The following is a 25,078-nucleotide window of genomic DNA, read 5'->3' as shown; positions in this document are numbered from 1 at the left end:
TGACGATCCCTCGCCAGCGCACTTTTGCGGTCGCCGACCGCACACACGGCTATGTCCGAAGAACCCGCCGAGAACATCAGCGGCGGCGTCGGTAGTGGCGGCGTCGACACCGAGTTCGCACCCGAAGACGCCGACAGCCGCGCGGCGGCCGTCGTCGACGCGCTCGGTGAACTGTACTGGCAGAAAGCCTACGGCGGACAGGACGCGTTCACCTGTCTCGTGCGGACGATCCTCAGCCAGAACACGAGCGACAAGGCCAGCCAGCCCGCCCACGACAGCCTGCTGAACCGCTACGGCGGCGGCGACTTCGCGGCGACGCTCGCGGACGCCGAGCAGTCCGAGTTGGCCGAGACCATCCAGTCTGCGGGGTTGTACAACCAGAAGTCCGAGATGATCGTCGGCGCGGCCGAGGAGATCGTCGCGGAGTTCGGCGGAGCCGAGGGGTTCGACGCGTTCGTCCGGGAGGAAGACCCCGAGACGGTCCGGGACCGCCTCCTCGAGATCCACGGCGTCGGCCCGAAGACGGCCGACTGCGTGTTGCTGTTCTCGGGGGGGCGCGGCGGCGTCTTCCCCGTCGACACTCACGTCCACCGCATCGCCCGACGGATGGGGTTGGCTCCGGCGGACGCCGACCACGAGGAAGTGCGGGAACGTCTCGAACGCGACGTCCCACCGGAGAAATGCGGCTTCGGCCACACGGCGATGATCCAGTTCGGACGGGAGTACTGTTCGGCACGGAAGCCGGCCTGCCTCGACGGGCCGGAGGCCTGTCCGCTGTACGACTACTGTGATCGGGTCGGCGTCGACGAGGTCGACGAGACCGTCGTCGACCCCGCGAAAGCCGACTGACCGACCTCAGTCGGAGATCTTCGCCAGCACCGCGTCGGCGCTCGTCAGGTTCGTCGCCAGCGGGACGTCGTGGACGTCGCAGATGCGCAGCAGCGCGGAGATGTCGGGTTCGTGTGGCTGGGCCGTCAGCGGGTCGCGCAGGAAGATGACGGCCTCGCACTCGCCGTCGGCGATCTCCGCGCCGATCTGCATGTCGCCGCCCAGCGGCCCCGACGCCTTGCGTTCGACGTCGAGTCCGGTCGCCTCCATCAGTTTCTTCCCCGTCGTCCCGGTCGCGATGATGTCGAACGCCTCGAGGAGGTGGCTGTGTTCCTGCGCGAACTCCATGAGTTCCGGCTTCTTCTCGTCGTGAGCGATGAGCGCGAGTTTCATGGGAAGTGACTCGCGGTGCGTCGTATTGAAACCCCGTGTGGTCGAACGCCTCGGCGGCGTCCGACGGTTTCACTCAGTCCGACCGGGACGAGCGGGCCTCGCGGATGGTCCCCCCGTCGCGGAGTTTGTCTTCACAGTGAGGACACACGCGGGGGTTCTCGAACCCCTCGGGCGCGAACACGCGTACGTACCGCACCGAGACGTCCGAACCGCAGTTTCGACACGAGCGCATTCACACCACCACCCGACGGTCGGACGTGTCGGTTCGGTGGTCGGAGGCGTCGGTTCGACCGTGGTCCCGTCCGGTCGTCTCCTCGGCGGAAGAGGGGTGAGCGTCCTCGTACCAGGTCCGGACGAGGCGACCCAGTTCGTGACGCGACAGCGGTTTCCGGTAGCCGCGGACGGGACGGGACACCTCGTAGCCGATGCCGCTGCCGGCGGCGTTCGCCTCGGGGTCGTAGTACCGCTCGCTGACCGAGAGGACGAGCTCGTCGTCCGCCCCGGCCGTCGGGTCGACGCGGATCGTGTGTTCCAACCACAGTGGCCGGTGGTTCGGCGTCGACACCGCTCGGTAGGCGGTGAAGACGTGTTCGTCGGCTTCGCGCGCGGTGTGCGTCGGTTCGGCGACGAAACTGGCGCGACGGTGTCGAATGCTGGTTCGGCGCGTCGTTGGGCTTGTCATCTGTGTCGTGTTGTGGGGTCACAGCGGTGTTGTCTAGCTCGTGCAGTTCTCTCACCGGTCGAGAGGGTCGTCGGAGTCGCCCTCCCCAGGTGAACGGTTCGGCGAGAGGACAAAGTCGGTTCTGACCGGTTCGTCAAAACAGGTGACCGACGGTGAACGTCAGTCGCGGGCGGGACCGGCGAGCGTGTTCATCACTGTGTTACCGACCCGCTCGCGCTCGACCAGCCCTTCCGACTCCAGTCGGTCGAGGTGGTGCGACACCGTCCCGGGCGTCCGGTCGATCTCGTCGGCGAGGTCGGACACGGTCACTGGCATCGTCCGGCGGAGCGCGTCGAGGACGGTCGCCGTCGCCTCGTCGGTGTACGCAGCCGCGAGCGTGGTGTCGGCGTCGTCTCCCGACGCGACGTACCGTTGCTTGCCGTGCACCGCCTCGCTCGTCACGAGTCCGGCGTCTTCGAGCACGCGCAGGTGGTAGCGCACCGTCGAACGTGGGATCGACGTCCGCTCGACGAGTCGCGCGACGTACGTCCCGGGTGCCCGTTCGACGGTCTCGTAGATGCGTCGTCGCGTGTCGTTCGCGAGCGGGTCGGCCTCGCTCGACTGGACGGCACCCTGCTGGACGGACACGGCGACCGGCCTCAGCGCGTGCCGAACCGGGGCGACGACGTCGGACGTCGTCGACATCAGCGGCGTCGTGGCGAGCATCGACCCGGTCCAGTCGCCGGCCGCCTGTAGGTCGACTACCTCCGTGTCGACGTCGTGGTCGACGTCCGGAGACGCGGAGGCGGCGTGCGGTTCGAGCGCGAACAGCAACGGGCAGGAGCCGAGGACGAGAAGAGTCACGCTCACGACGGCGGCGAGTTCGAGACGTCTGGTCATGGTGGGGGGTTCGACGCGTCCGAGACGCGGCGGTTCGGTCTGTCCGTTCGGGGGTCACGTAGAAAGGTCTCGTGGTTCAGTTCCCGTACCGGAGTGTCAGCCGACCGAGTTCCCGTTCGCGACTCGGGGACAGCAGCGACGACCGGCCCGCAGACTGAAGCGGCAGGCGGGCGAACGCCGGGACATGTCGATGGAGACGTACACCGTCGAGATCGCAGAGACCGAGAGCAACGAGGGAATCTCCGCCGACGTGTACGACGACGACGGGTTGGTCGTGGAGTCCACCCACGTCGCCTACGCCGACTACGGCGTGGCCGCCGTCCGCGACGACTGGGAACCGGACGTCGTCGAACGGGAACTCACCGCCGACGTGACGACGCTTGACGTGCAGGTGTCTCGCGGGAACGACGAGTTCGAGTTCCGTCTCCTCGGCGACCGCGAGGAGCTGCTTCGCGAGCGACTGACCGACTCGGACCTGCAGTTGGCCTACGTCGGCGAGGAGTAGAGGAGAGACGGACGCGCGTTCGGCGCGCTTCGACGACGATCGACTACTTGAATCGGAACGTCTCGAGGTTCTTGGGGGCGAACGTGCGCATGTTGAAGTCGTGGTAGAGCGACGAGCTCAGGTCCTGTACGGAGCGTTCGTCGCCGTGGACACAGAGCACCTTCTCGGGTCGGGGGTTCATCGTCTTCACGAAGTTCACGAGTCCGTTGCGGTCGGCGTGACCGGAGAAGCCGTCGACCGTCTCGACGCCCATCTTGAGCGTGAGCGTGCTCGACCGACCGGGGTCGTTGGGGTCCGAGACGGGGATCTCGTCCCAGCCGTTCTGGATGCGACGGCCGAGCGTCCCCTGTGCCTGGTAGCCGACGAAGACGAGCGTCGAGTCGGGGTCGGTGCCGAGGTGGCGGAGCCACGACATGATGGGACCGCCGGTGACCATCCCGGAGGTCGAGAGGATGATCGCCGGGCCGTCGTCGGTGACCTCCTGGCGCTCCTCCTCGCCGCCGTCGATGTGGTTGAACTCCTCGGCGAGGAAGGGGTTCTCGTCCTCGTGGAAGATGCGGTCTCGGAGGTCGTCGCGGAGGTACTCGGGGTAGGTAGTGTGGATGGCCGTGGCCTCCCAGATCATCCCGTCGAGGTGGACCGGCATGCTGGGGATCTTCCCGGAGCGCATCGCCTCCTCGAGGACGAGCATGATCTCCTGTGAGCGGCCGACGGCGAACGCCGGAATGAGTACCTTCCCGCCCTCATCGTGAGTCTGGTTGATGATGTCGACGAGACTCTGCTCGGAGTCCTCCTGGTCGGTCTGGTAGTCGTTTCGACCGCCGTAGGTCGACTCGAGGACGAGCGTCTCGACGCGCGGGAAGTCGTTGACCGCGCCGTTGAACAGGCGAGTGTCCTTGTAGTGGATGTCACCCGAGAACGCGACGTTGTAGAGGCCGTCGCCGATGTGGAAGTGCGAGACGGCCGATCCGAGGATGTGGCCCGCGTTGTGGAAGGTGAGCTTCACGTCGGGGGCGATGTCGGTAACGTCGCCGTACTCCAGCGGGATACAGTGTTTGATCGCCTCGCGCACCATCTCCGACTCGTACGGCGGCGTGCGGCCCTCTTTGGCCGCGACGTCGAGATAGTCGAGCGTCAGCAGTCCCATCAGGTCGCGGGTCGGCTCCGTACAGTAGATGGGACCGTCGTAGCCGTACTTGAACAGCAGCGGGATGAGCGCGGAGTGGTCGAGGTGAGCGTGCGTCAGGACGACGGCGTCGATGGTGTTCGCGCCGCCACCCAGCGCCTCGGGGACGTGGAGATACGGCACCTCGCCCTCGGCACCCGGCTTGTCCCCACAGTCGATGAGGACGCGCGTCTCGGGCGTCGAGAGGATGAAGCTCGCCCGCCCGACCTCGCGACAGCAGCCGAGGGTGGTGATGCGGACCCACTCGTCTTGCGACATCTCCTCGCGGTGGATCTGCCGACCGACGCGCTCGAGGATGTCCCGACGTTCCTCGCGCTCCTGTTTGAGGAAGTTCCGGACGTTCGAGACCGTCGACGACTCGATGGGCGGCGTGCGGACGACCTCGGGCGTCCAGCCGACCTCCTGGGTGATCTGCCGGAGCGTCGACCCGTGGCGGCCGATGACCATGCCGGGTTTCGCGGCCTCGATGACGACCTCGCCGGTGTCGGCGTGGAAGTCGAGGTCGGTGACGCCAGCCTCCTCGGGGATGACGTCCATGATGCGCTCCTCGGCCTTTCGGGGGTCGGAGAGAACGTCGGGGTCGGGGCGGACCGTGATTCGCTTGCGAAGTTTGCTCGCCAGTTTCCGGATGAGGTCGCCGTTCCGGGCGAACTCCTTCGGGTGGCGCGTGTAGACGACCAGTTCGGGTCCTTCGTACTTGACGTCGGACACCGTGATGTCGCTCGGTAGTTCGCTCTCGATCTCTGCTTTCAGTTGTTCAAGTTGCTTGTCTACTGAACTCATATGTCGAAACTTCCCGTCCGGTTCGTCGTGTGATAGGTCGGGGTTCTGCCCCCTCGAAACAGTTCGGGTCGGACGGGGACCCTCGAACGGTCGCAGCGAGTTCGTGACCGGCCGTCTGAGAGAGCATACTGTTCCAATACGCTTGGATAGGCGCTCAACTGCGGGAAGAGGCAGTGAAAACCCGCTTAGTCGGCAGTATAACCCCATTATTATAAAAGCCTTCGCAAAACGCAAGGCGCGTCGCCCCGTCGTCAAGGTATGAAGGTCACTCCCGACACCGTCGCGGCCGAGCGGCAGTGGGTTCTCGACCGGACACCGGTCGTCGTCGACGTCGTCAACGAGACGCGCGCACATCTGGGCGAACTGTTCGAGACCGAGGTCGACGCAGTCACCGAGACGCAGCTCCGGCGCGAGGTCGACGTCGTGTTCGCCGACGGCGACGTCGCGGTCAACGTCGCGGGCTACGTCGGACTCCTCCGAGAGCTCGACGTCGACGGCGACTACCCCGGGTTCGTCGTCGACGAGACGCTCGGCCGCGAGCTCGCGGCGACCATCGCGGGCGGGCAACCGCTCGCGCTGCTCGCGCAGGCGACGTTCCACGTCGCCGACGTCCACACCCACGGCGACGACGACGAGCCGGCCGGCGTCGACGACCTCGACGCGGCGCTCGCGGCGGGGTTTCAGACGCGGCTTCCGGGGTGGTCGTGGAAAGAAGAGCGAAGTCCGTTCAGCGTAGGCGACGGACCAACCGCGTCCAGCGAGACGGACGAGTCAGCGCCGGGACGGGACCGGTAGCTGCGTCCGGTTCCGTCGTCGTCGCTGTCGACGGCGGCGAATCGGTCAGTGTCGCGTCGTCCGCCGTCGATTCGAGCGTCTCGAGTCGTTCGACGACGTGCTCGGCACCGCCCGAACAGGGTGTGACCTGTTCGAGGTCGTCGTCGACGTACTCGGCGAGGAGGACGGGCGGGAGATGCTCCGCGGTGTACTCCGGTCCCATCCGTCCGACGCCGGCCGTGACGCGGTCACCGAGACCGGCGACGCTGCAGTCGTTCTCCTGTGCCCACTGTTTGAACGCCGCGATGCGCTCGCGGGCGAGTTGGTCCTCCGCGGAGCGGAGTCGGTCGCTCGAGACGTCGAGGTCGTGGCCCCAGTGGTAGACGACGTAGTCGTCGATGGTCCCCGCCGCCTCCAGTCGGTCGAGATGGTCGACCAGCAGCTCGTAGCCGGAGTCGGCGGGGGCGTTCACCCACAGTTCAGCCCGTCGTTCGTCCGTCGTGTGTGTCATCACTCTCCACCGAGTGAAGAGACGCGCCCCACGCTCATCTACTCTCGTGATAGTTCTCACGCCGTGGGACTGTCCGCCCGCGACGACCGTCGGGACGACCGTTCGCACACCTTCGGGTGCTTTAAGAGTTCAGTGTGGAAAGAGACCGACAATGAGCGACGACCAGGCACTCGGGATAACCGAGTCGAAGGAGTACAACACCGGCGAGTGGTACGCCGAGGTGGTTCAGAAGGCCGGCCTCGCGAACTACGGACCCGAGGGGATGAGCGGGTTCATCGTCACCCGTCCCCGCGGCTACGCGCTGTGGGAGGCCATCCAGAACAGCCTCGACAGTGCGTTCAAGGCGACGGGCGTCCAGAACGCCTACTTCCCGATGTTCATCCCCGAGAGCTATCTCGAACGGGAGAAAGACATCGTCGAGGGGTTCGACCCCGAGGTCGCGTGGGTCACCCACGGCGGCCACAACGAGTTGGAAGAGCGCCTCGCGGTCCGCCCGACCAGCGAGTCGATCATCGCCCCGTACATGGCCCAGTGGATCCGGAGTCACCGCGACCTGCCGCTTCGGGTCAACCAGTGGTGTTCCGTCGTGCGCTGGGAGGCGACGGACACGAAGCCGTTCTTCCGCACGAAGGAGTTCCTCTGGCAGGAGGGGCACACGGCTCACGAGACGGAGGCGGAGGCGTACGACGAGACGATGACCCGGCTCGGCCAGTACCGCTCGCTGTACGAGGACGACCTCGCGATCCCGGTGATGGAGGGGAAGAAGCCCGAACACGACAAGTTCCCCGGCGCGCACACGACGACGACCGTCGAGGCGCTGATGCCCGACGGCAAGTCCGTCCAGGCCGGCACCAGCCACTACCTCGGCACCTCCTTCGCCGCCGCGTTCGACATCACGTTCTCGGACGAAGACGAGGAGGAGCGGCCCGCCCACACGACGTCGTGGGGGCTGTCGTGGCGCTCGCTCGGCGCGCTCATCATGACCCACAGCGACGACCAGGGGCTCGTCGTCCCGCCGACCGTCGCGCCCGAACAGGTCGTTATCGTCCCCATCTGGCAGGAGGACACCGAGGAGAAGGTGCTCGACTACGCGCGGGAGCTCCGCGACGAGCTGGCGGCGGCTGGCGTCCGCGTCGAACTCGACGACCGCGACGAGCGCAACCCCGGCTTCAAGTTCAACGAGTGGGAGCTGAAGGGCGTCCCCGTCCGCTTCGAGATCGGGCCGAACGAGGTCGACGACGAGGAGGTCACCGTCGTCCACCGCCCCGACGGCGAGCAGGTCGTCGAAGAGCGGAGCGGGATCGTCGACGCCGTCGAGGACCACTTCGACGAAGTGTACGCGAAGCTGTACGCCCGTGCGGAGGAGAACCTCGACGAGAACGTCCGCGACGCGGAGGACCGCGCCGGCATCCTCGGCACCATCGGTCAGCACGGCGGCTACGTCCGCGCGCCGTGGTGTGGGAAGGAGGAGTGTGAGACCGAGATCAAAGAGACCATCGCCGCCGAGATCGTGATGGTGCCGTTCGAGGACGACGACGAGCGGAAACTCGACGCCGTCGCCGACGGCTGTGAGTGTGCCATCTGTGACGACGAGGCCACCGAGACGGCCTTCTTCGCGAAGTCGTACTGAACGCGATCGCGGTCCGGTCGACGTTCCGACTTCCGGTTACGTCGAGCTATCCCGGACGCGATGATGTCAGGTATTGTAGATATTCTACCGCAGACTGTAATGTTCTTCCATTCCGATACAATTCCTTAATACATATTAATATGGCATTATTACACCCTTATCCTATCAGGGGTACGCTGATAAGTGGGAAGTTCTAGCATTCCCCTATGACCAAGCCACATTCAGACACCCATGTCGGGCTCGCCGACCCGACTGACGAACGGGCCAACTGCGGGGTCGGTGCCGTAATCGACCTCGACGGTGACGCGAGTCACGAGACCGTCGCGGACGGACTCTCGCTGCTGAAGAACCTCGAACACCGCGGGACGACCGGGGCGGAGAGCAACACCGGAGACGGCGCGGGCGTGCTCGTCCAGCGTCCCGACGACTTCTTCGACGCCGTCCTCGACGTCGAACTCCCGGAGACGTACGCCGTCGGTTCGGTCTTCATGCCGACCGACGACGACGCCCGCGAGACCGTCACCGACCTCTTCGAGGCGGCGCTCGCCGACCACGACCTCGACGTCTTCCACTGGCGGGACGTCCCGACGGACAACACCGACCTCGGGGCGACCGCACTCGAATCCGAACCGGACGTCGTTCAGGTGTTCGTCGCGCCCGCCGACTCCGACGCTTCGACCGACGAGTTCGACCGCGCGCTCTACGTCGCTCGTCGCGCCGCCGAGAACGCCGTCGGCGACGCCGACGTCCCCGGCTCCGGTCGGTTCTACGTCTGCTCGCTGCACCGCAAGACGCTCGTCTACAAGGGGCTACTGAAGGGCGAACAGGTCCCGTCGTACTACCCCGACCTGACCGACGAGCGGCTGAAGTCGACGCTGACGCTCGTCCACGAGCGCTTCTCGACGAACACGCTCGGGGCGTGGCATCTCGCTCACCCGTACCGCAACATCGTCCACAACGGCGAGATCAACACCATCCGGGGCAACGTCAACTGGATGCGCGCCCGTCAGACCGACCTCGAACCCACCGAGGAGTCGCCGCTGACCGAGGCGGACGTCGAGACGATCAAACCCGTCACGGTCGCCGACCAGTCGGACACGGCCTCCGTCGACAACGCGGTCGAACTGCTGTTGCAGTCGGGACGCGAACTGCCGCACGTCCTCCGGATGCTCGTCCCCGAGGCGTTCGAGGGCGACGACCGGATGGACGCTCAGCGGAAAGACTGGTACGACTACCACGCCAGCCTCGTCGAGCCGTGGGACGGGCCCGCACTCGTCGCCGCGACCGACGGCGACCGCGTCGCCGCCGTCCTCGACCGGAACGGACTCCGTCCGTGTCGGTACGACGTGACGACCGACAACCGACTCGTCATGGCCAGCGAGGTCGGCGCGCTCGACACCGACCCCGCGGACATCGAGGCGCGCGGCCGTCTCCAACCGGGTGAGATCTTCATGGCCGACCCCGAGGAGGGGCGCGTCATCCCCGACGAAGAGGTGTTCGACGACCTCGTCGACACCAAGTACACCGAGTGGGTGCAGGAGGAACAGCAGCAACTCTCGGAGCTCGCCGACGGCGACGACTACGCGACCCGCGGCCGCGTCGAGACCCTCCGCGCCCACCAGGCGGCGTTCGGCTACACGCACGACCAGCTCAACCACCTCATCGAACCGATGGCGAAGCAGGGGAAAGACCCCGTCGGGTCGATGGGCGACGACACGCCGCTCTCCGTCCTCTCGGACTTCAACCGGTCGCTCTTCACCTACTTCAAGCAGCTGTTCGCGCAGGTGACGAACCCGCCACTGGACTACATCCGCGAGGAGCTCGTCACGTCGCTGGAGTCGCGACTCGGCTACCAGCGCAACCTGCTCGACGAGACGCCCGAACACGCCCGCCAACTCGTCCTCGACTCGCCCGTCCTGACCGACGCGCAGGCGGAGGCGATCAAAGGGATGGACGGCGATATCTCGGCGACCGTCGTCGACACGACCTACGAGAAGGGGACGTCGCTCGAAGCCGCCATCGAGACTCTCCGCGAGGACGCACGCGACGCCATCGAAGATGGTGCGGACGTCGTCGTGCTCTCGGACCGCAACGTGGGCGGAGACCGCGTCGCGATTCCGAGTTTGCTCGCGACGGGCGGCGTTCACCACAGTCTCGTCCGAAACGGGCTGCGAAACCACGCCGGACTCGTCCTCGAGTCGGGCGACCCACGGGAGGTCCACCACGTCGCGACGCTCGTCGGCTACGGCGCGGACGCGGTCAACCCCTACCTCGCCTACCAGACCATCGAAGACATCGTCGCCGGTCCCGACGGCGCAGACGAGGAGGAGGCCATCGCAGCCTACAAGAAGGCGCTCGAAGACGGCCTGCTGAAGACGATGGCGAAGATGGGCATCTCGACGGTCGAGAGCTACCAGGGCGCCCAGATCTTCGAGGCGGTCGGCCTCGACTCGGGACTCGTCCGCGAGTACTTCGAGGGGACCGAGATTCGCACCGAGGGGATCGGGCTGCCGCAGATCGAAGACGATCTGCTCACGCGACACGTGGTCGCCTTCGGCAGCGCCGAGGACCCGACGCTCGAACGTCACGGCGAGTTCGAGAACCGCTCGGACGGCATCCACCACGGGTGGAACCCCCAGACGGTCGGGACGCTCCAGCAGGCGGTCCGTTCGGGCAGCTACGAGAAGTACCAAGAGTTCGCCGACATCGTCAACGACCAGACCGAGGAGCTGCAGTCGCTCCGCGGCCTGCTCGAGTTCCAGAGCGACCGCGACCCGGTCGACCTCGACGAGGTCGAGCCCGTCTCGGAGATCGTCCAACGCTTCTCGACGGCCGCGATGAGTCTCGGGAGCCTCTCGCCGGAGGCCCACGAGAACAACTCAATCGCGATGAACCGCATCGGCGGTAAGTCCAACTCCGGAGAGGGTGGCGAACCGCCCGAACGGTTCGGCACGGAGAAGGAGTGTACCGTCAAGCAGGTCGCCTCCGGCCGCTTCGGCGTCACCTCCGAGTATCTCACCTCGGCCGACGAGATCCAGATCAAGATGGCACAGGGGTCGAAGCCCGGCGAGGGCGGCCACCTGCCCGGCAAGAAGGTCAACGAGATGATCGCACACGTCCGCTACTCCACGCCGGGCGTCGGCCTCATCTCGCCGCCGCCGCTGCACGACATCTACTCCATCGAGGACCTGAAACAGCTCATCCACGACCTGAAGACGGCGAACCCCGACGCCGACGTCAACGTGAAGCTCGTCTCGGAGGCCGGCATCGGCACCATCGCCGCCGGCGTCGCGAAGGCCAACGCCGACGTGGTCCACATCTCGGGCTACGACGGCGGGACGGGTGCGTCGCCGAAGACCTCGATCAAGAACGCGGGGCTCCCGTGGGAACTCGGACTCGCCGAGGCGAACCAGATGCTCCGTGCGACGAACCTCAGAGACCGCATCCGCGTCACTACCGACGGTGGGATGAAGACCGGCCGCGACGTCGCCGTCGCTGCCCTGCTCGGTGCCGAGGAGTACGTCTTCGGGACGGCCTCGTTGGTCACGTCGGGCTGTGTGATGGCCCGGCAGTGCCACGAGAACACCTGTCCGGTCGGCGTCGCGACGCAGGACGAGAACCTCCGCCAGCGGTTCCCCGGCCAACCGGATCACGTCATCAACTACATGACGTTCATGGCCCAGGAGCTACGCGAGATCATGGCCGAGCTCGGCTACACCTCCGTCGAGGAGATGATCGGTCGGCCCGAGCATCTGCGTCAGCGCGAGACGGACCATCCGAAGGCGAAGCATCTCGACCTCTCGGACGTCGTCGCCCAGCCGGCGGGCGACCAGCGCACCAAGACGCAGGAGCAAGCCCACAGCGACCTGGAGACTCAGTTGGACCACGACCTCATCGAGGCGGCCGAACCCGCACTCGAAGGCGGGGAGTCGGTCCACGTCTCCGAGGAGATCTCGAACGTCGACCGCGCGGTCGGCGCGATGCTCTCGAACCGCATCTCGAAGGCTTACGGCGGTGAGGGGCTCGCGGACGACACTATCACCTGCGAGTTCGACGGCGTCGCCGGCCAGTCGTTCGGCGCGTTCCTCGCCCGCGGCGTCACGATGGAGCTCACGGGAGCCTCCAACGACTACGTGGGGAAGGGACTCTCCGGCGGCAAGGTCGTCGTCAAGACCCCCGAGACGGCGAACTACGCGGCCGACGAGAACATCCTCATCGGCAACGTCGCGCTCTACGGCGCGACGCAGGGCGAGGCCTACATCAACGGCGTCGCGGGCGAGCGTTTCGCCGTTCGCAACTCCGGCGTGAAGGCCGTCGTCGAGGGCGTCGGCGATCACGGCTGTGAGTACATGACCGGTGGCGTCGTCGCCGTCCTCGGCGACACGGGGCGGAACTTCGCCGCCGGGATGTCCGGCGGCGTCGCCTACGTCCACGACCCCGACGGCGACTTCGACGAGCGCCTCAACACCGGGATGGTGACGCTCCACGAAGAGCTCTCGGAGAAGGACGAGGCGATGCTCCATCGGCTGGTCCAGAACCACGCCGAGTACGCCGACAGCGACCGTGCGACCGACCTGCTCGACGACTGGGCGGGCGAGGTCGTCAACTTCGTGAAGGTGATGCCCGACGCCTACGCCGAAGTCATCGCCGAGGAGGACCGCGAGGACGTCCGCGACACGCTGCCCGAGGCGGCCAGCGCCGTGACGAGCGCACGGTTGAAGGGTGAAGTCGCGTCGGGCGATGACTAATCCGCGGCACCTGACTAGTGCGCGTCTCGTCGCGCACGACGGAGAAGCCGCGGATTTGTGACGACTACTCCGCGGCACCTGACTAGTGCGCGTCTCGTCACGTGCGAGTCGAACACCGCCCGTCGAGCGAGTAACCACCCATTACCGGGTCGAACAGTCAGAGATAGATACATCTGTGGTCCACACACACACAACAGCCATGAGCCTGTTCTCGGAGCTTTTCCTCGGACTCGCCGGCCCGAACCCCGTGATGCAGGGGTTGTTGGGTGGTGTCGTCATCGCCTTCTTGAACCTCCTCGGAGCGATGCTCGTCCTCGTCTGGCGTGACCCCTCCGACAGGGCGCTCGACACGATGCTCGGATTCGCCGCGGGCGTGATGCTGGCGGCGAGTTTCACGAGTCTCATCATCCCCGGCATCGACGCGGGCGGCGTCCTCCCGGTGATCGTCGGCATCGTCGTCGGCGTTCTCATCCTCGACCGTGCGGACCGCTGGGTACCGCACGTCCACGTGCTCGTCACCGGCCGGACGAGGCCCGACACGCCCGCGACGGAGGGACGGACCGCGTCCGTGATGCTGTTCATCGTCGCCATCACCATCCACAACATGCCCGAGGGGCTCGCCGTCGGCGTCGGCTTCGGCTCCGGCAACGTCGGCGACGCGCTCGCGTTGATGCTCGCCATCGGCATCCAGAACATCCCGGAGGGGCTCGCCGTCTCCATCGCCGCCATCAACGCGGGGTTCGACCGACTGTTCTACGCGGCGCTGGCCGGTATCCGCGCTGGGCTGGTCGAGATTCCGCTCGCCGTCTTCGGGGCCGTCGCGGTGACGGTTGCGACGCCGCTGCTGCCGTACGCGATGGGGTTCGCCGCCGGCGCGATGCTGTTCGTCATCAGCGACGAGATCATGCCCGAGACACACGCCCGGGGCCACGAGCGAGCGGCGACGCTGGGGACGATGCTCGGCGTCGTCGTGATGCTATATCTGGACGTGACGCTGGGGTGAGCCTCAGCGACGTTCTGCCGAACCGTCGACCCGCCCGTCGGTCGGAGACGTCGTGGCAAGCGGGACATCGCTCCGTCGGGTCGACACCGAGACACCGAATACCGACGCTCCGACCGTTCTGTCGGTGGCAGATAGTGGAAAAAGCTATCAATCTACAATTTACAATATGGTTGATAATACATTCTGGTTTCATGACCGGAATCTGTGGCGTCGTCGGTGACGTCTCGTCGCTCGGCGACCTCGCGGAGGAGCGCATCGAGTCGCTGCCGTTCCTCAGTTGGGAGGGCGTCCAGCGGAGTCTCCGTGCACACGAGTCCGGCGAGAACCGGATGAGAGAGCTCTACACGCTCGTCACGTTCCTCCAGATGCCACTGCTCGACCGATTAGACGACGGAGACGACACCGAACGCAGTTCGGAGACTCGCCTCACTGCTCCGGTCTCGAGCGACCCGCTCGTGAACGACTGAGCAACTCTCGATCGACAGCGCGCTCGACGTAACTCTCGAGCGTGCTTCGACCCCACGTGAATGTTACACAATGGTAATCTACCGTTTACTATGTTACTCTAGATACACTCTGTCTCTATGACTGGAATCTGTGGTGCCGTCGGTGACACGCCCTCCCTCGACGTGCTCGCAGAGGACTTGGCCTACAACGGCGACGAGCAGATCGACACGTTCCGCACGAACGACGTCGGTCTCGCGAGCATCAGCCACCCCGGGACGCGGAGTCGACGGCCGGAGAGGGACGGAGACGTCGTCGTCCGCGTGTGGGGATCCATCTGGGGCGACGACACCGACGAGGGGTACACCGTCGTCGACGAGGACGCCGAGATCTACTGTGCACGCCGCTACCGAGCAGTCGGGCTCGACTTCCTCGAGGGACTGAACGGGAACTTCGCCGGCGCGCTCTACGACGCCGAGGCGGGGACGCTCTCGCTCTTCACCGACCGGATGGGGACGCGACCCATCCACTACTACCGCGGCGACTCTGCGGAGTCGGACGCCACCGACGTCACGACCCCGGAAGACTCCCCGTTCGTGTTCTCGACGAGCATCCAGTCGCTGCCGCTGCATCCGGCCGTCTCGACGGACTTCGACGAGGACTACCTCACCGAATATTTCGCCCTCAAGCGCCCGTTCGGACTCGAGACGCCGCTGACGGGTGTCGAGAAACTCCACCCGGGGAGCGTGTTGACCGTCGACCTCGAAGACGGGTCGACGACCACCGAGCGCTACTGGACGCCGCACTACGACCCCGTCGACGCCCCACGCGAGCAGTTCGTCGAACGACTCGCCGAGACGATGAAGCGCGTCGTCGCCGACCGAACCCGCGAGGACGCGACCCACGGCCTGCTGCTCAGCGGCGGGAGCGACTCGCGGCTCGTGTTGGCCGCCTTCGACGCTCTCGACGAACCGGTCCGAACCTACCACCTCAACGAGTGGGAGAACCGCGAGGCGCGGGTCGCAGAGCGTGCCGCCGACGTCGTCGGCGCGGAACACACGCTGCTGGAACGTGACGAGGGGTACCAGTCCCGCTCGCTCGCCACGGCACCCCAGCTCTCGAACTTCGTCGGCTACTTCAACCAGCACCACGCCGGCGGGTTCGCCGAGACGTTCCGCGCGGAGTGTGACTACCTGTTCACGGGTCACTACGGCGATATGCTGTTCAAGGGGAACCACCTCCGAACGCCGTCAGTCGATCTCGGCCCGCTGGGATCGTTCGATCTCCCGACGGGACGGCCCGTCCGGGGGCTCGACGACTTCGTGAGCGAACGGGTCGCCCCCAAACCGACGTACCTGACGACGTCACGAAGTCCCGAGGACGTCTACTACGACAACGTCGTCCAGCGGGGCCGAACCGTCGTCGACCACGGCGTCGAGTACCCCTCCATCCGCGAGGCGACCGTCTGTAGCCGATATCCGATCACGAACGGCACCTCGCAGTTCTTCTACTACGCGACCGCCCAGATGCTCCCCGCGGGAACACCGTTCCTCGACAACCGCCTCGTCGACCTGTTCCTGAGGATCCCGCCGAAGCAACTCCTGCGAGGCGACCTCATCAACCGGGCGACCGAGCGACTCTCGCCGGAACTGGCGGCGATCCCGCACGGAAGCGGGCTCGTCCCGATCAGCTACCCGTTCGCCGCCCAGTGGACGAGCGAACTCGCCCGCGGCCTCGTCACCCGGTTCCGACCCGACGAGTCGACACAGCGCTCGGACGGGCCGTGGAGCGACCACCACACCCTCATCCGCGAGCACTCGTTCGTCCACGACGTCGTCGACGCCAACGAAGCGCGAATCAAGTCACTACCGTTCCTCAGTTGGGAGGGCGTCCAGCGGTGTCTCCGTGCCCACCAGACGGGCGAGAACCGGATGAAAGAGCTCTACACGCTCGTCACCTTCCTCCAGATGCCGCTGCTCGATCGATTGGGATACGACGCCGACGGACACGAACGGACGTCACGGGGCAGGTCCTTCGTCTCGGGAGACGCGATTCCCGGGGCGAGTTCGAGCAGTCGACTCGCGAACGACTGACCGGGACGGCCGACTCCGGCGGGCGTACGTGCCGCTGTACCGTGTGAGTCGGTGACGCTGCCGTCGAGCGGAGATTCGGTGTGTATGCCCCCTCTAAGTATCCGATGAGTGACCGTTTTTCGATGTGCAAGAGAGCTTAGCACCTGTTTTACTATCTGCTTCCGGCACTTCGACATCAGTATGACCGGACTCTGTGGTGCGGTGGGGGCCACCGCATCGCATCTCGACGCTCTCGTAGACGATCTACAACACAACGGCGACGAGCGTGCTGACTCGTTCACCGATCGTCGCCTCGGAGTCGCCAGCGTTCGCCATCCGGGAGTGGCGAACGAAGAGGCGGCAGCGACAGTAGACGGCGACGTCGTCGTGCGGCTGTGGGGGTCCGTCTGGGGCGACGACACCGACGACGGCTACGTGACCGTCGACGACGGCGCGGCGGCGTACTGCGCCGAACGCTACCGAGCGGTCGGACTGGAGTTCCTCGAGGGACTGAACGGGAACTTCGCCGGCGCGCTCTACGACGCCGAGGCAGGGACGTTCTCACTCTTCACCGACCGGCTGTCGACCCGACCGATCTATCTCTACGACGGCGACACGCTGGTGTTCTCGACGAGTCTGCAGTCGTTACCGCTGCATCCGGCGGTGTCGACCGACCTCGACCTCGACTATCTCACCGAGTACTTCGCGCTCAAACGACCCTACGGCGTCAAGACGCCGCTGGAAGACGTCGAGGCGCTCCACCCGGGAAGCGTGCTGACCGTCGATGTCGACGACGGGACGTCGACCACCGAGCGCTACTGGACGCCACAGTACGACCCCGTCGACGCCCCACGCGAGCAGTTCGCCGCGAAACTGGCCGAGACGATGAAGACCGTCGTCGACGAGCGGACGGACCCCGAGGAGACGACCGGGCTGTTGCTCAGCGGCGGGAGCGACTCGCGGCTCGTGTTGGCCGCCTTCGACGCCCTCGACCAACCGGTTCGGACCTACCACCTCAACGAGTGGGAGAACCGCGAGGCGAAGATCGCTCGCCGTGCGGCGGAGGTCGTCGACGCGGAGTACGAGTTCCTCCAGCGCGACGAGACGTACCAGGCTCGGTCGCTCGAGTCGTCGCCGAAGCTGGCGAACTTCGACGGCTACTTCAACCAACATCACGCTGGCGGGTTCACCGAGAAACTCAGAGCGGAGTGTGACTTCCTGTTCACGGGCCACTACGGCGACACGCTGTTCAAGGCGACCCACCTCCGGACGCCCACCGTCGACCTCGGCGGACTGGGGTCGTTCGAACTCCCGATCGAACGCCCCATCCGCGGGCTCGACGAGTACGTCGCGGATCGAGTCGAACCCGCACCAGAGTATCTGACGTCGTCGCGGAGCCCCGAGGACATCTACTACGACAACGTCGTCCAGCGGGGCCGAACCGTCGTCGACCACGGCGTCGAGTACCCCTCGCTGCGGGAGGCGACCGTCTGCAGTCGGTATCCGCTCTCGAACAGCACGTCGGGGTTCTTCTACCACGCGACCACGCAGATGCTCCCCGCGGGGACGCCGTTCATCGACAACCGCCTCATCGACCTGTTCCTGAAGATTCCGCCGAAGCATCTGGTCCGCGGCAACCTCATCAACCGCGCGACGAAACTGCTGTGTCCGGAGCTCGCCGACCTTCCGCACGGTCGGAGTCTCGTCCCCGTCCACTACCCGTTCGTGCTCCAGTGGGCGACCGAACTCGGGCGCGACTTCGTCGGCCGCCATCTCGGCGGCGACGACGGCCAGTCCCACTGGTCGGACGGACCGTGGACCAACCACGGCGAGCTCGTCCGACAGCATCCGTTCGTCCGCGAGGTCATCGACGACAACGAGGAACGCATCAAGTCGTTACCGTTCCTCAGTTGGGAGGGCGTCCAGCAGTGCTACCGGGCGCACGAACGGGGCGAAGACCGGATGAAGGACCTCTACACGCTCGTCACGTTCCTCCAGATGCCGCTTCTCGACCGACTGGAGGAGGCGGACGAAGACGCGGAGGACGACGCCACCGCCAGACTGGCGAGCGGCGTCGTCGAATGATCGACAGCGTCGCCGAGTGACCGCCGCGACGGTCGACCACGAGGCGGGTGACCGAAATCGTTACCCGACGACCCCTCCCAGAGGGGGTCATGACCGACTGGATCGGCGACAGCTTCACGAGCGACGTCGGCTGGAACCATCTCGAACGACTCGTCGACATCGGCGATCGGATGGCGGGGTCGCCGGGCGAACGCGAGGCGCTCGAAGCGACGCGCGACGCGCTCGCCGCCGCCGGCGCGCGCGACGCCACCATCGACTCCTTCGAGATTCAGGGGTGGGAGCGCGGCGACAGCGCCGTCCGTGCCGGCGAGACGACCCAAGACTGCATCGCGCTCCCGCGTAGTCCGGCGGCGAGCGTCGAGGGCGACCTCGTCGACCTCGGCTACGGCCTCCCCGAGGACTTCGAGGAGACGGACGTCGGAGACCGGATCGTCGTCGTCTCCTCCAGCGTCCCCGACCACTACCACCGTGACGTCCACCGCCGCGAGAAGTACTACTACGCCGTCGAGAACGGCGCGACGGGGTTCGTCTTCGCCAACAACGCCGCGGGCGGCCTCCCGATCACCGGCAGCGTCGGCACGGCCGACGCCCCCATCGGCGATGTCCCGGCGGTCGGCGTGAGCAAGGAGGTCGGTGACCGCCTCACGCGGCGCTTCGCGGGCCAGACGGTCACCGTCGAAGTCGACTGTGAGACGTCGCAGGCGACGAGCGGGAACGTCCACGCCGAACTCGGCCCCGACACCGACGACGAGCTGCTCGTCACGGGTCACGTCGACGCCCACGACATCTCCGAGGGTGCGACCGACAACGGCACCGGGACGGCCACCGTCGTCGAACTCGCTCGCACGCTCGCCGCCCGCGAGGACGAACTGGAGACGAAGGTTCGTCTCGTCTGCTTCGGATCGGAGGAGGTCGGCCTCGTCGGGTCGAGCCACGAAGCCGAGCGGTGCGACCGCGAGCGGATCGAGGCCGTCGTCAACGTCGACTGTACGGTCCGCGGACGGACGCTGCAGTTCGACACACACGGGTTCGACGTGCTCGAAGACGCCGCCGAGACCGTCGCCGACCGGTTCGGCCATCCGGTCAGCACGAACCCGAAACTCGTCCCGCACAGCGACCACTGGCCGTTCGTCCGGTGGGGCGTGCCGGGGTACATGGTCTCCGCCGAGAAGGAGACGAAGGGTCGCGGGTGGGCGCACACGGCCGCCGACACGCTCGACAAACTCGAGAAGCGGACGTTCCGCGAGCAGGCGATCCTGCTGACCGAACTGGTGGTCGAACTCGCCGGCGACGACGTCGAGCCGACGCACAAGTCGCCCGAGGAGATGGCGTCGACGCTCGAAGCAGAGGACCTCGCCGAGGGGATGAAGGTCACCGGAGACTGGCCGTACTGACGACCGAATCACGCAGTCTTTTACCCCCGCGGCCGGTACGTCCGATGATGAACGAGAGACGGGAGGAGGCACCGTGAAGGTCGCCGTGGTGGGTGACGTCGGAGTCGCCCGGACGGTCGACGCCGCGGGAGCGACGCTCGTCGACGTCGAGACGGCCGACCTCGTCCTCCCGGTCGGCGAAGCGCGGTTCGCCGACGTCGCTCGCGAGGGGCCAGACGCGCCGATTCTCCCCGTCGACGCCGCGCTCGGTCCGTACTCGCTGCCCCGCGAAGCTCTCGAGACTGGCGTCGACTCGGTCGTCGCGGGCGACGGGTCGTCGAGCACCCATCCAATCTTCGCGGCGACCACTGGCGAGACGACGGTCGCCCGCGGCGTCCTCGACGCGATGCTGGTCACGAGCGAACCGGCGCGTATCTCCGAGTACGAGGTCGCCTTCGACGGCGAGCGCGTGAACCGGTTCCGCTCCGACGGCGTCGTCGCCGCGACGCCGCTCGGGAGCCGCGGCTACGCACGTGCCGCCGGCGGACCAATACTCGAACCGGGGACCGGCCTCTCTGTCGTCCCGATCTCGCCGTTCTCGACGCAGTCGGACACCTGGGTCGCCGGCGGCGACGTCACGCTGACCGTCGCCCGCGACGACGGTCCGGTCGAGTTGGTCGTCGACGGCGAGACCGTCCGGTCGATCGACCCCCACCAGCCGGTGCAGCTGACCGCCGTCGACCACGTCGACCTGTGGCGACTGCCGTCGATGCGGTGGGAGTGATTGGAAAAACTCTAATGAGTCCTCGTCCGAAGACTCTACTATGCAACCGTTACAGTTCCTCGTCCCCATCGACGCGCTCGCGGCGGTCGAGGGTCTGCTGAAGGCCGCCATCCTGGTGCTGGTGCTCGCCAACATGGTCACCCGGATCGTCGCGCACAACAAACACCAGAAGCAGGCCGACGGCGGCGACGACAGCGACCTCTCGCGATGGCTACCGCACTCGGTGACGTCGATCCTGCTGGTCTTGGCGTCGTTCGCGTTCCTGATCGTCGAACCGCACGGCGGGATGGTGATGTCGGTGCTCGTCCTCGGGATGTTCCTCGCCGACTTCTTCGAGTTCGAGGCTCGGAAGGTCGAAGCCCGCAACGGACTCGAGTTCGAACGACCCAAATCCGCCATCGTCGCGTCGGTCGTCGTGCTGCTCTACGCGGCGTTCCAGAGTGTCTTCTTCCTCGTGAGCGACTACTGGAACCTCGTCGTCTGACGACAGCTACACTCTTTCTCACACCGACTGACGGCACTGCCCGAGAGACGTCCCGTTCGAGACCGATCCTGGAGACGGAGCACGGTTCTTTCACGCACCATCGGGCGTCGTCCGCCCGGAGCGCCGAGCGACCCGTTTCGGTGGTTCGAGTCGACGGCGTCGGCGCTGCGGTCTCCGCGACGTGCGAGTCCCCACTGTCCCGTTCTTGGTTCGTCTCGCGGTACGCATTCGGGTGTGCGCCGGGTCGCAGTAGCGCCCGGACAGAACCCCAGAACCGCACGGACGTCGCGGGAGCCCGTCGAGAGCATGACGTCGTACGCGTGCCGCCGTGGCGGGGGGTGGAGAACGACTCGCGGTCGTGACCACGACTGACGGGACTGGCGGGTCGTGACCGACGACCCTGTGGCGGCCCGGGCCGACAGCTGTGTCTGCGGATTGGGCACGTCGAGGACAACGTGACGACGAGCGGCTCGCGGCGACGCTTCGGCGACTCGGCTTCGAGACGAGGGCGTCGCTCGACGGCGACGGAGAGAGTGAAAAGCGGGTCTGCGGTCAGTTCGAGCGTCGGTCGCGGTACGCCGTCCGTGCCTGTCGGCCCGCCGGGATGAGCACCCAGAAGGTGAGTGCACCGAGCAGTGCGAACCACAGGAACACGTCGATCATCCCGATGGCGAGCGCGTCGAACAGGTTCGACGGCTCGGGCGGTGCAGCGATGAGTTGGCGGGTACTCCCGAACGAGGGGGTCTGGAACCACGACGCCAGCACCATCCACGCGAGACCGGCGCCCGTCAAGATACCGAGCCCCTTGATGAACTCGTCAGCCATTGTCTGAGTCTTCGTCGGAGTCCTCTTGAGACTTTCCCATTCCGCGGGCACGGAAGCGCGTACCGACGATGTAGACGCCAGCGCCGAAGGCGATGACGCTCAGGCCGAGCAGCGCGAGCACCGCGGTCAGCACGTCGTCGGCGACGCCGACGCCCAGCGCGCCGAGGAGGCCGACGAGAGCTCGACGGAGGAAGCTGATCGACAGCGTTGCCGCGTCCAGCAGGACGAACCCCACGACGACCGAGACGACTGCGATGAGCGTCGAGAAGACGGTGATCGTCTTGTAGAGCCGCATCGGGACGACGATGTCCCGACCACCGCCGCTGTCGTCGATCGGGCTGTCGGCCGGATCGTTCGCACCGCTGTCGTCGACGGCCGGGTCTGGACCGTTCCCACCGCTGTCGGACGGACGCTCTGCTGTGTCGGGATCAGACATAGAGAGAAAGAGAGAGCCGTTACTTCGGCGGTCGGAGCCGGTAGTAGCGGCGGTTGAGGTCGTACATGTACCCTTCGCGCATCGTCTTCAGCACCGCGTAGGTGACGAAGCCGATGGCGAGCGGCAGGAGGAACGTCAGGTCGAACAGCAGGTCGACGTTCATCGGCATCAGGTTCTTCACTGCCAGCAGGCTGAGCGTCAGTGCGAAGACGACGCCGCCGGCCCCGATGGCGGCCCAGAACGGCTGCTCGACGGGACGTCGTGCGCTCCCCTTGTTGAGGAAGGGGACGATGGCGATCGCGCCGACGACGACGCCGTTCGCGAGCACGCCGTACGTGCGGTCGGCCATCAGCTTCTGCCCGCCGAGGATGGCCAGCTCGGGGTTCAGGGGGTTGAGCTTCAGCAGGCCGAACGACCAGTAGAGATACCAGTCGGGCAGGATGATCGCCGGCGTACTGCTGGGGTTCGCCGGTTCGCCGATGTGCGGCGGCATCGTCGCCGAGAGGAAGAAGATCATCCCGACGAAGAACGCGGCGATAGAGAGGTTCCGAACCGTCTCGTGGGGCCACGTCGGAAAGCCGAGCACGTCGCGTTCGACGTAGTCGGACTCCATCCGGAGGTCCTGGTCCTCGCGACGGGACCGTTCGAAGTACTCGTAGGTCAGTCGCGAGAGACCGGTCTTGCGTTCTTTGCGCTCGCGCCACGTCGGCGTCTCGTCGTCCGGTGCGACGATGCCGGTGCCGTCGGTGCGAATCTCTTCGTCGTCGGTGTGTTCGTTGTCGGTCATGATCTTAGTGGGGTTCTGCGATGCCCTGCACCCACACGATACCGATGTGAATCGCGATGAGCGTCGTCACCACGAAGGGTAACAGGAACACGTGGATGATGTACATCCGCTGAAGCGTCGCTTGACTCAACGTGAAGCCCCCGAACAGGAGCTGTGCGACCCACTCGCCGGCGAGCGGGATGGAGAGCGACATCTCGACGCCGATCTGTCCGGCCCAGAAGGCCAGCTGGTCCCACGGCAGCAGGTAGCCGGTGTACCCGAACACCATCGTCAGGCTGATGAGGACGATGCCGAGGATCCAGTTCAGTTCGCGCGGTTCCTTGTACGAGCCGGTGAAGTAGACCCGGAGCATGTGGAGGAACACCGCCGCGACCATCACCTGTGCCGACCACCGGTGGACGGAACGGAGCATGAACCCGAACTGGAGGTCCTGCATGATGAACGCGATACTGTTGTACGCGACGGTCGCCTCCTCGGGGTTCCCCTGTGCGGGCGAGTAGTAGAACCCGAGCAACGCGCCGCTGACGGCGGCGACGATGTAGGCCAACGTCGAGAACAACCCGAGTGTGTACAGCGGGTACCAGTACCAGAACTTGTTGTCGAGGTTGTACTGTTCGGTGTGGCTCTTCGGCATCTGGAGGTTGACTCGGTAGTAGAGCGTCTCGAGGATCTCCAGATAGTCGACGATGCGAAGCCGCTTGTCGAGCCAGATGAGCGTCGTCAGGAACGTCTTCTCGACGGGCGACAGATCCTTCGTCTTCATCCAGCCCTTGTGGTCGTAGTCGTCTTTCTTCTCTAAACTCATTGATTACCTCTTGTAGTAGGGGTAAACCGCGCGCTTGACGGTGTCCCACGCGTCGGATCCGCCGAGTTCGACGCCGCCGGCCTGATCGCTCCGGACGTAGAGGTCCTCCCACTTGCGCCGACGTTTCTTGACGATCATCACGTCGGGGAGGAACTCCTTGCGGTACAGCGCGAGGATGAACGCGAGGTCGATGAAGATCACCGCGAGGACGGTCCCGAGGAACATGTTCCCGGTGTCGGTCAGCGCCCATCCGGAGACGAACCCGTAGGTGAACAGGAACACGAAGACGACTTCGATGATCGTCAGGAGGACGATCGCGATGGCCGCCGCCGTGCTCTCACGCGCCGGTTCGTAGCGGTGGATGTCACCGTACGTACTGCCTGTGGAACTCATCTATTCCCCACCTCCGGTGTTGCCGGTGTTGGCCGACTCGCCGTACTTCAGGATGTAGAAGGTGTACACGATGGTGACGATGATCCCGAGGATCGTCGATGCGCCGACCCAGTGAGCCTGGATGGGCACACCGAGTTCGTGGAGCTCCTTCTCCCCGCCGCCGCTGCCGGGGTTCTCGGTCACCGTGATGGCTCCCTCCATCCCAGCCGACTTGTGAGGTGCGCAGAAGTATTCGTACGTGCCGAGCGTCTCGAACGTGTGCGAGTAGGTGTGGCCGGTGTCGTAGGTCTCGCTCTCCGGGCCGGTGCCCTCCCAGGATGCACCCTCGGGGACTGACTCCGGAACGACGTTGTGCGTGTCTGACTCCCAGACGAACTCGACAGTCGTGCCGGGAGCGATCGACAGCTCCGCGGGTTCGAACACGAGCGAGTTACCCGGACCGACAGCGACGGTCTTCGAACCGCCACCCCCGCCGCCACCGCCACCGCTACTCTCGTTCCCTCCGCCTTCCTGTGCGGCGGCGGACTGAGCCGTAGCGGCTGCGGCTGCGGCAGAACCACCTGCCGCTCTCAGAAATTCCCGCCTATTCATACAGGTTGGACTCAGGATGGAGTGCGCTTAAACCCACCGACTATCCGTCGTCCGCGACACGGCTCAGGACTCTTCTA

24 protein-coding genes are annotated in these 25,078 nt (G+C 66.1%); 12 read left to right on the top strand and 12 right to left on the bottom strand.

Going from position 1 to position 25,078, the window contains the following annotated elements; all coding sequences use genetic code 11:
• Positions 1–51: 51 nt before the first annotated feature.
• Positions 52–849, top strand: a complete 798-nt coding sequence (locus tag EOHIBHHM_RS02100) for an endonuclease III domain-containing protein (protein WP_497254158.1) — start codon at positions 52–54, stop codon at positions 847–849.
• Between the two features lie 6 nt (positions 850–855).
• Here the strand turns inward: EOHIBHHM_RS02100 and mgsA are convergent, their stop codons facing one another.
• The 4 genes from mgsA to EOHIBHHM_RS02080 all read right to left on the bottom strand — a co-directional run bounded on the left by mgsA (position 856) and on the right by EOHIBHHM_RS02080 (position 2,782).
• Complete coding sequence (gene mgsA / locus EOHIBHHM_RS02095) at positions 856–1,221, bottom strand: methylglyoxal synthase (RefSeq protein ID WP_497254156.1); 366 nt, start codon at positions 1,219–1,221, stop codon at positions 856–858.
• A gap of 73 nt (positions 1,222–1,294) precedes the next feature.
• On the bottom strand, positions 1,295–1,453 hold the full coding sequence (locus EOHIBHHM_RS02090) for a DUF7563 family protein (protein WP_497254154.1): 159 nt from the start codon (positions 1,451–1,453) through the stop codon (positions 1,295–1,297).
• Positions 1,454–1,903, bottom strand: a complete 450-nt coding sequence (locus EOHIBHHM_RS02085) for a hypothetical protein (RefSeq protein ID WP_497254152.1) — start codon at positions 1,901–1,903, stop codon at positions 1,454–1,456.
• Positions 1,904–2,062: 159 nt separating this feature from the next.
• Positions 2,063–2,782 carry a winged helix-turn-helix transcriptional regulator gene (locus EOHIBHHM_RS02080; RefSeq protein ID WP_497254150.1) on the bottom strand — a complete coding sequence of 240 codons (720 nt, stop codon included), beginning with the start codon at positions 2,780–2,782 and terminating at the stop codon, positions 2,063–2,065.
• Between the two features lie 184 nt (positions 2,783–2,966).
• Between EOHIBHHM_RS02080 and EOHIBHHM_RS02075 the strand changes: the two genes are divergently transcribed.
• Positions 2,967–3,287 carry a hypothetical protein gene (locus tag EOHIBHHM_RS02075; protein ID WP_497254148.1) on the top strand — a complete coding sequence of 107 codons (321 nt, stop codon included), beginning with the start codon at positions 2,967–2,969 and terminating at the stop codon, positions 3,285–3,287.
• 43 nt (positions 3,288–3,330) lie between these two features.
• On the opposite strand, the gene EOHIBHHM_RS02070 is transcribed toward EOHIBHHM_RS02075, so the two are convergent.
• Positions 3,331–5,256 carry a beta-CASP ribonuclease aCPSF1 gene (locus EOHIBHHM_RS02070; RefSeq protein WP_497254146.1) on the bottom strand — a complete coding sequence of 642 codons (1,926 nt, stop codon included), beginning with the start codon at positions 5,254–5,256 and terminating at the stop codon, positions 3,331–3,333.
• 258 nt (positions 5,257–5,514) lie between these two features.
• On the opposite strand from EOHIBHHM_RS02070, the gene EOHIBHHM_RS02065 reads away from it, so the two are divergent.
• Complete coding sequence (locus tag EOHIBHHM_RS02065) at positions 5,515–6,051, top strand: DUF7984 family protein (protein WP_497254144.1); 537 nt, start codon at positions 5,515–5,517, stop codon at positions 6,049–6,051.
• Here EOHIBHHM_RS02065 and EOHIBHHM_RS02060 read toward each other — a convergent pair.
• Positions 5,984–6,541, bottom strand: coding sequence for an HTH domain-containing protein (locus EOHIBHHM_RS02060; protein ID WP_497254142.1), 558 nt, complete (start codon positions 6,539–6,541; stop codon positions 5,984–5,986). The two genes, EOHIBHHM_RS02065 and EOHIBHHM_RS02060, sit on opposite strands and share 68 nt — an antisense overlap.
• Before the next feature lie 151 nt (positions 6,542–6,692).
• Here EOHIBHHM_RS02060 and proS point away from each other — a divergent pair, with 151 nt between their 5' ends.
• The 9 genes from proS (at position 6,693) to EOHIBHHM_RS02015 (ending at position 21,164) form a co-directional block, all read left to right on the top strand.
• Positions 6,693–8,171 carry a proline--tRNA ligase gene (proS, locus tag EOHIBHHM_RS02055; RefSeq protein WP_497254140.1) on the top strand — a complete coding sequence of 493 codons (1,479 nt, stop codon included), beginning with the start codon at positions 6,693–6,695 and terminating at the stop codon, positions 8,169–8,171.
• 206 nt (positions 8,172–8,377) lie between these two features.
• The gene (gltB, locus tag EOHIBHHM_RS02050; RefSeq protein ID WP_497254138.1) at positions 8,378–12,919 is read left to right on the top strand and encodes a glutamate synthase large subunit; all 4,542 of its coding nucleotides are present in this window, start codon (positions 8,378–8,380) and stop codon (positions 12,917–12,919) included.
• A gap of 199 nt (positions 12,920–13,118) precedes the next feature.
• On the top strand, positions 13,119–13,922 hold the full coding sequence (locus tag EOHIBHHM_RS02045; RefSeq protein WP_497254136.1) for a ZIP family metal transporter: 804 nt from the start codon (positions 13,119–13,121) through the stop codon (positions 13,920–13,922).
• A 191-nt stretch (positions 13,923–14,113) separates the two neighbouring features.
• The gene (locus tag EOHIBHHM_RS02040) at positions 14,114–14,389 is read left to right on the top strand and encodes a hypothetical protein (protein ID WP_497254134.1); all 276 of its coding nucleotides are present in this window, start codon (positions 14,114–14,116) and stop codon (positions 14,387–14,389) included.
• A gap of 117 nt (positions 14,390–14,506) precedes the next feature.
• A complete protein-coding gene (locus tag EOHIBHHM_RS02035; RefSeq protein ID WP_497254132.1) occupies positions 14,507–16,459 on the top strand; it encodes an asparagine synthase-related protein in 1,953 nt (650 codons plus the stop codon).
• 180 nt (positions 16,460–16,639) lie between these two features.
• Positions 16,640–18,523: an asparagine synthase-related protein gene (locus EOHIBHHM_RS02030; protein ID WP_497254130.1), complete on the top strand. Its 1,884-nt coding sequence runs from the start codon at positions 16,640–16,642 to the stop codon at positions 18,521–18,523.
• Positions 18,524–18,612: 89 nt separating this feature from the next.
• Positions 18,613–19,917: a M28 family peptidase gene (locus EOHIBHHM_RS02025; RefSeq protein WP_497254128.1), complete on the top strand. Its 1,305-nt coding sequence runs from the start codon at positions 18,613–18,615 to the stop codon at positions 19,915–19,917.
• 73 nt (positions 19,918–19,990) lie between these two features.
• Positions 19,991–20,680: an NAD(+)/NADH kinase gene (locus EOHIBHHM_RS02020; protein ID WP_497254126.1), complete on the top strand. Its 690-nt coding sequence runs from the start codon at positions 19,991–19,993 to the stop codon at positions 20,678–20,680.
• Positions 20,681–20,720: 40 nt separating this feature from the next.
• Positions 20,721–21,164 carry a DUF7313 family protein gene (locus EOHIBHHM_RS02015; RefSeq protein WP_497254124.1) on the top strand — a complete coding sequence of 148 codons (444 nt, stop codon included), beginning with the start codon at positions 20,721–20,723 and terminating at the stop codon, positions 21,162–21,164.
• A gap of 552 nt (positions 21,165–21,716) precedes the next feature.
• On the opposite strand, the gene EOHIBHHM_RS02010 is transcribed toward EOHIBHHM_RS02015, so the two are convergent.
• The 6 genes from EOHIBHHM_RS02010 to EOHIBHHM_RS01985 are packed head-to-tail and all read right to left on the bottom strand — an operon-like array spanning position 21,717 to position 25,001.
• A complete protein-coding gene (locus EOHIBHHM_RS02010) occupies positions 21,717–21,989 on the bottom strand; it encodes a DUF7314 family protein (RefSeq protein WP_497254122.1) in 273 nt (90 codons plus the stop codon).
• Positions 21,982–22,425, bottom strand: coding sequence for a DUF7315 family membrane protein (locus EOHIBHHM_RS02005; RefSeq protein ID WP_497254120.1), 444 nt, complete (start codon positions 22,423–22,425; stop codon positions 21,982–21,984). The genes EOHIBHHM_RS02010 and EOHIBHHM_RS02005 overlap by 8 nt, the downstream gene beginning before the upstream one ends.
• Before the next feature lie 19 nt (positions 22,426–22,444).
• Positions 22,445–23,212, bottom strand: a complete 768-nt coding sequence (locus EOHIBHHM_RS02000) for a cytochrome bc complex cytochrome b subunit (protein ID WP_497254118.1) — start codon at positions 23,210–23,212, stop codon at positions 22,445–22,447.
• Between the two features lie 4 nt (positions 23,213–23,216).
• Positions 23,217–24,017, bottom strand: a complete 801-nt coding sequence (locus EOHIBHHM_RS01995) for a cytochrome b (RefSeq protein WP_089821326.1) — start codon at positions 24,015–24,017, stop codon at positions 23,217–23,219.
• A 3-nt stretch (positions 24,018–24,020) separates the two neighbouring features.
• Entirely contained in the window at positions 24,021–24,410 is a 390-nt protein-coding gene (locus EOHIBHHM_RS01990) for a DUF7318 family protein (RefSeq protein ID WP_497254116.1), read from the bottom strand.
• The gene (locus tag EOHIBHHM_RS01985; protein WP_497254114.1) at positions 24,411–25,001 is read right to left on the bottom strand and encodes a plastocyanin/azurin family copper-binding protein; all 591 of its coding nucleotides are present in this window, start codon (positions 24,999–25,001) and stop codon (positions 24,411–24,413) included.
• Positions 25,002–25,078 lie beyond the last annotated feature (77 nt).

This window comes from Halogranum roseipondis (assembly GCF_059695585.1).
This window is presented reverse-complemented; position numbering and strand designations above follow the sequence as displayed.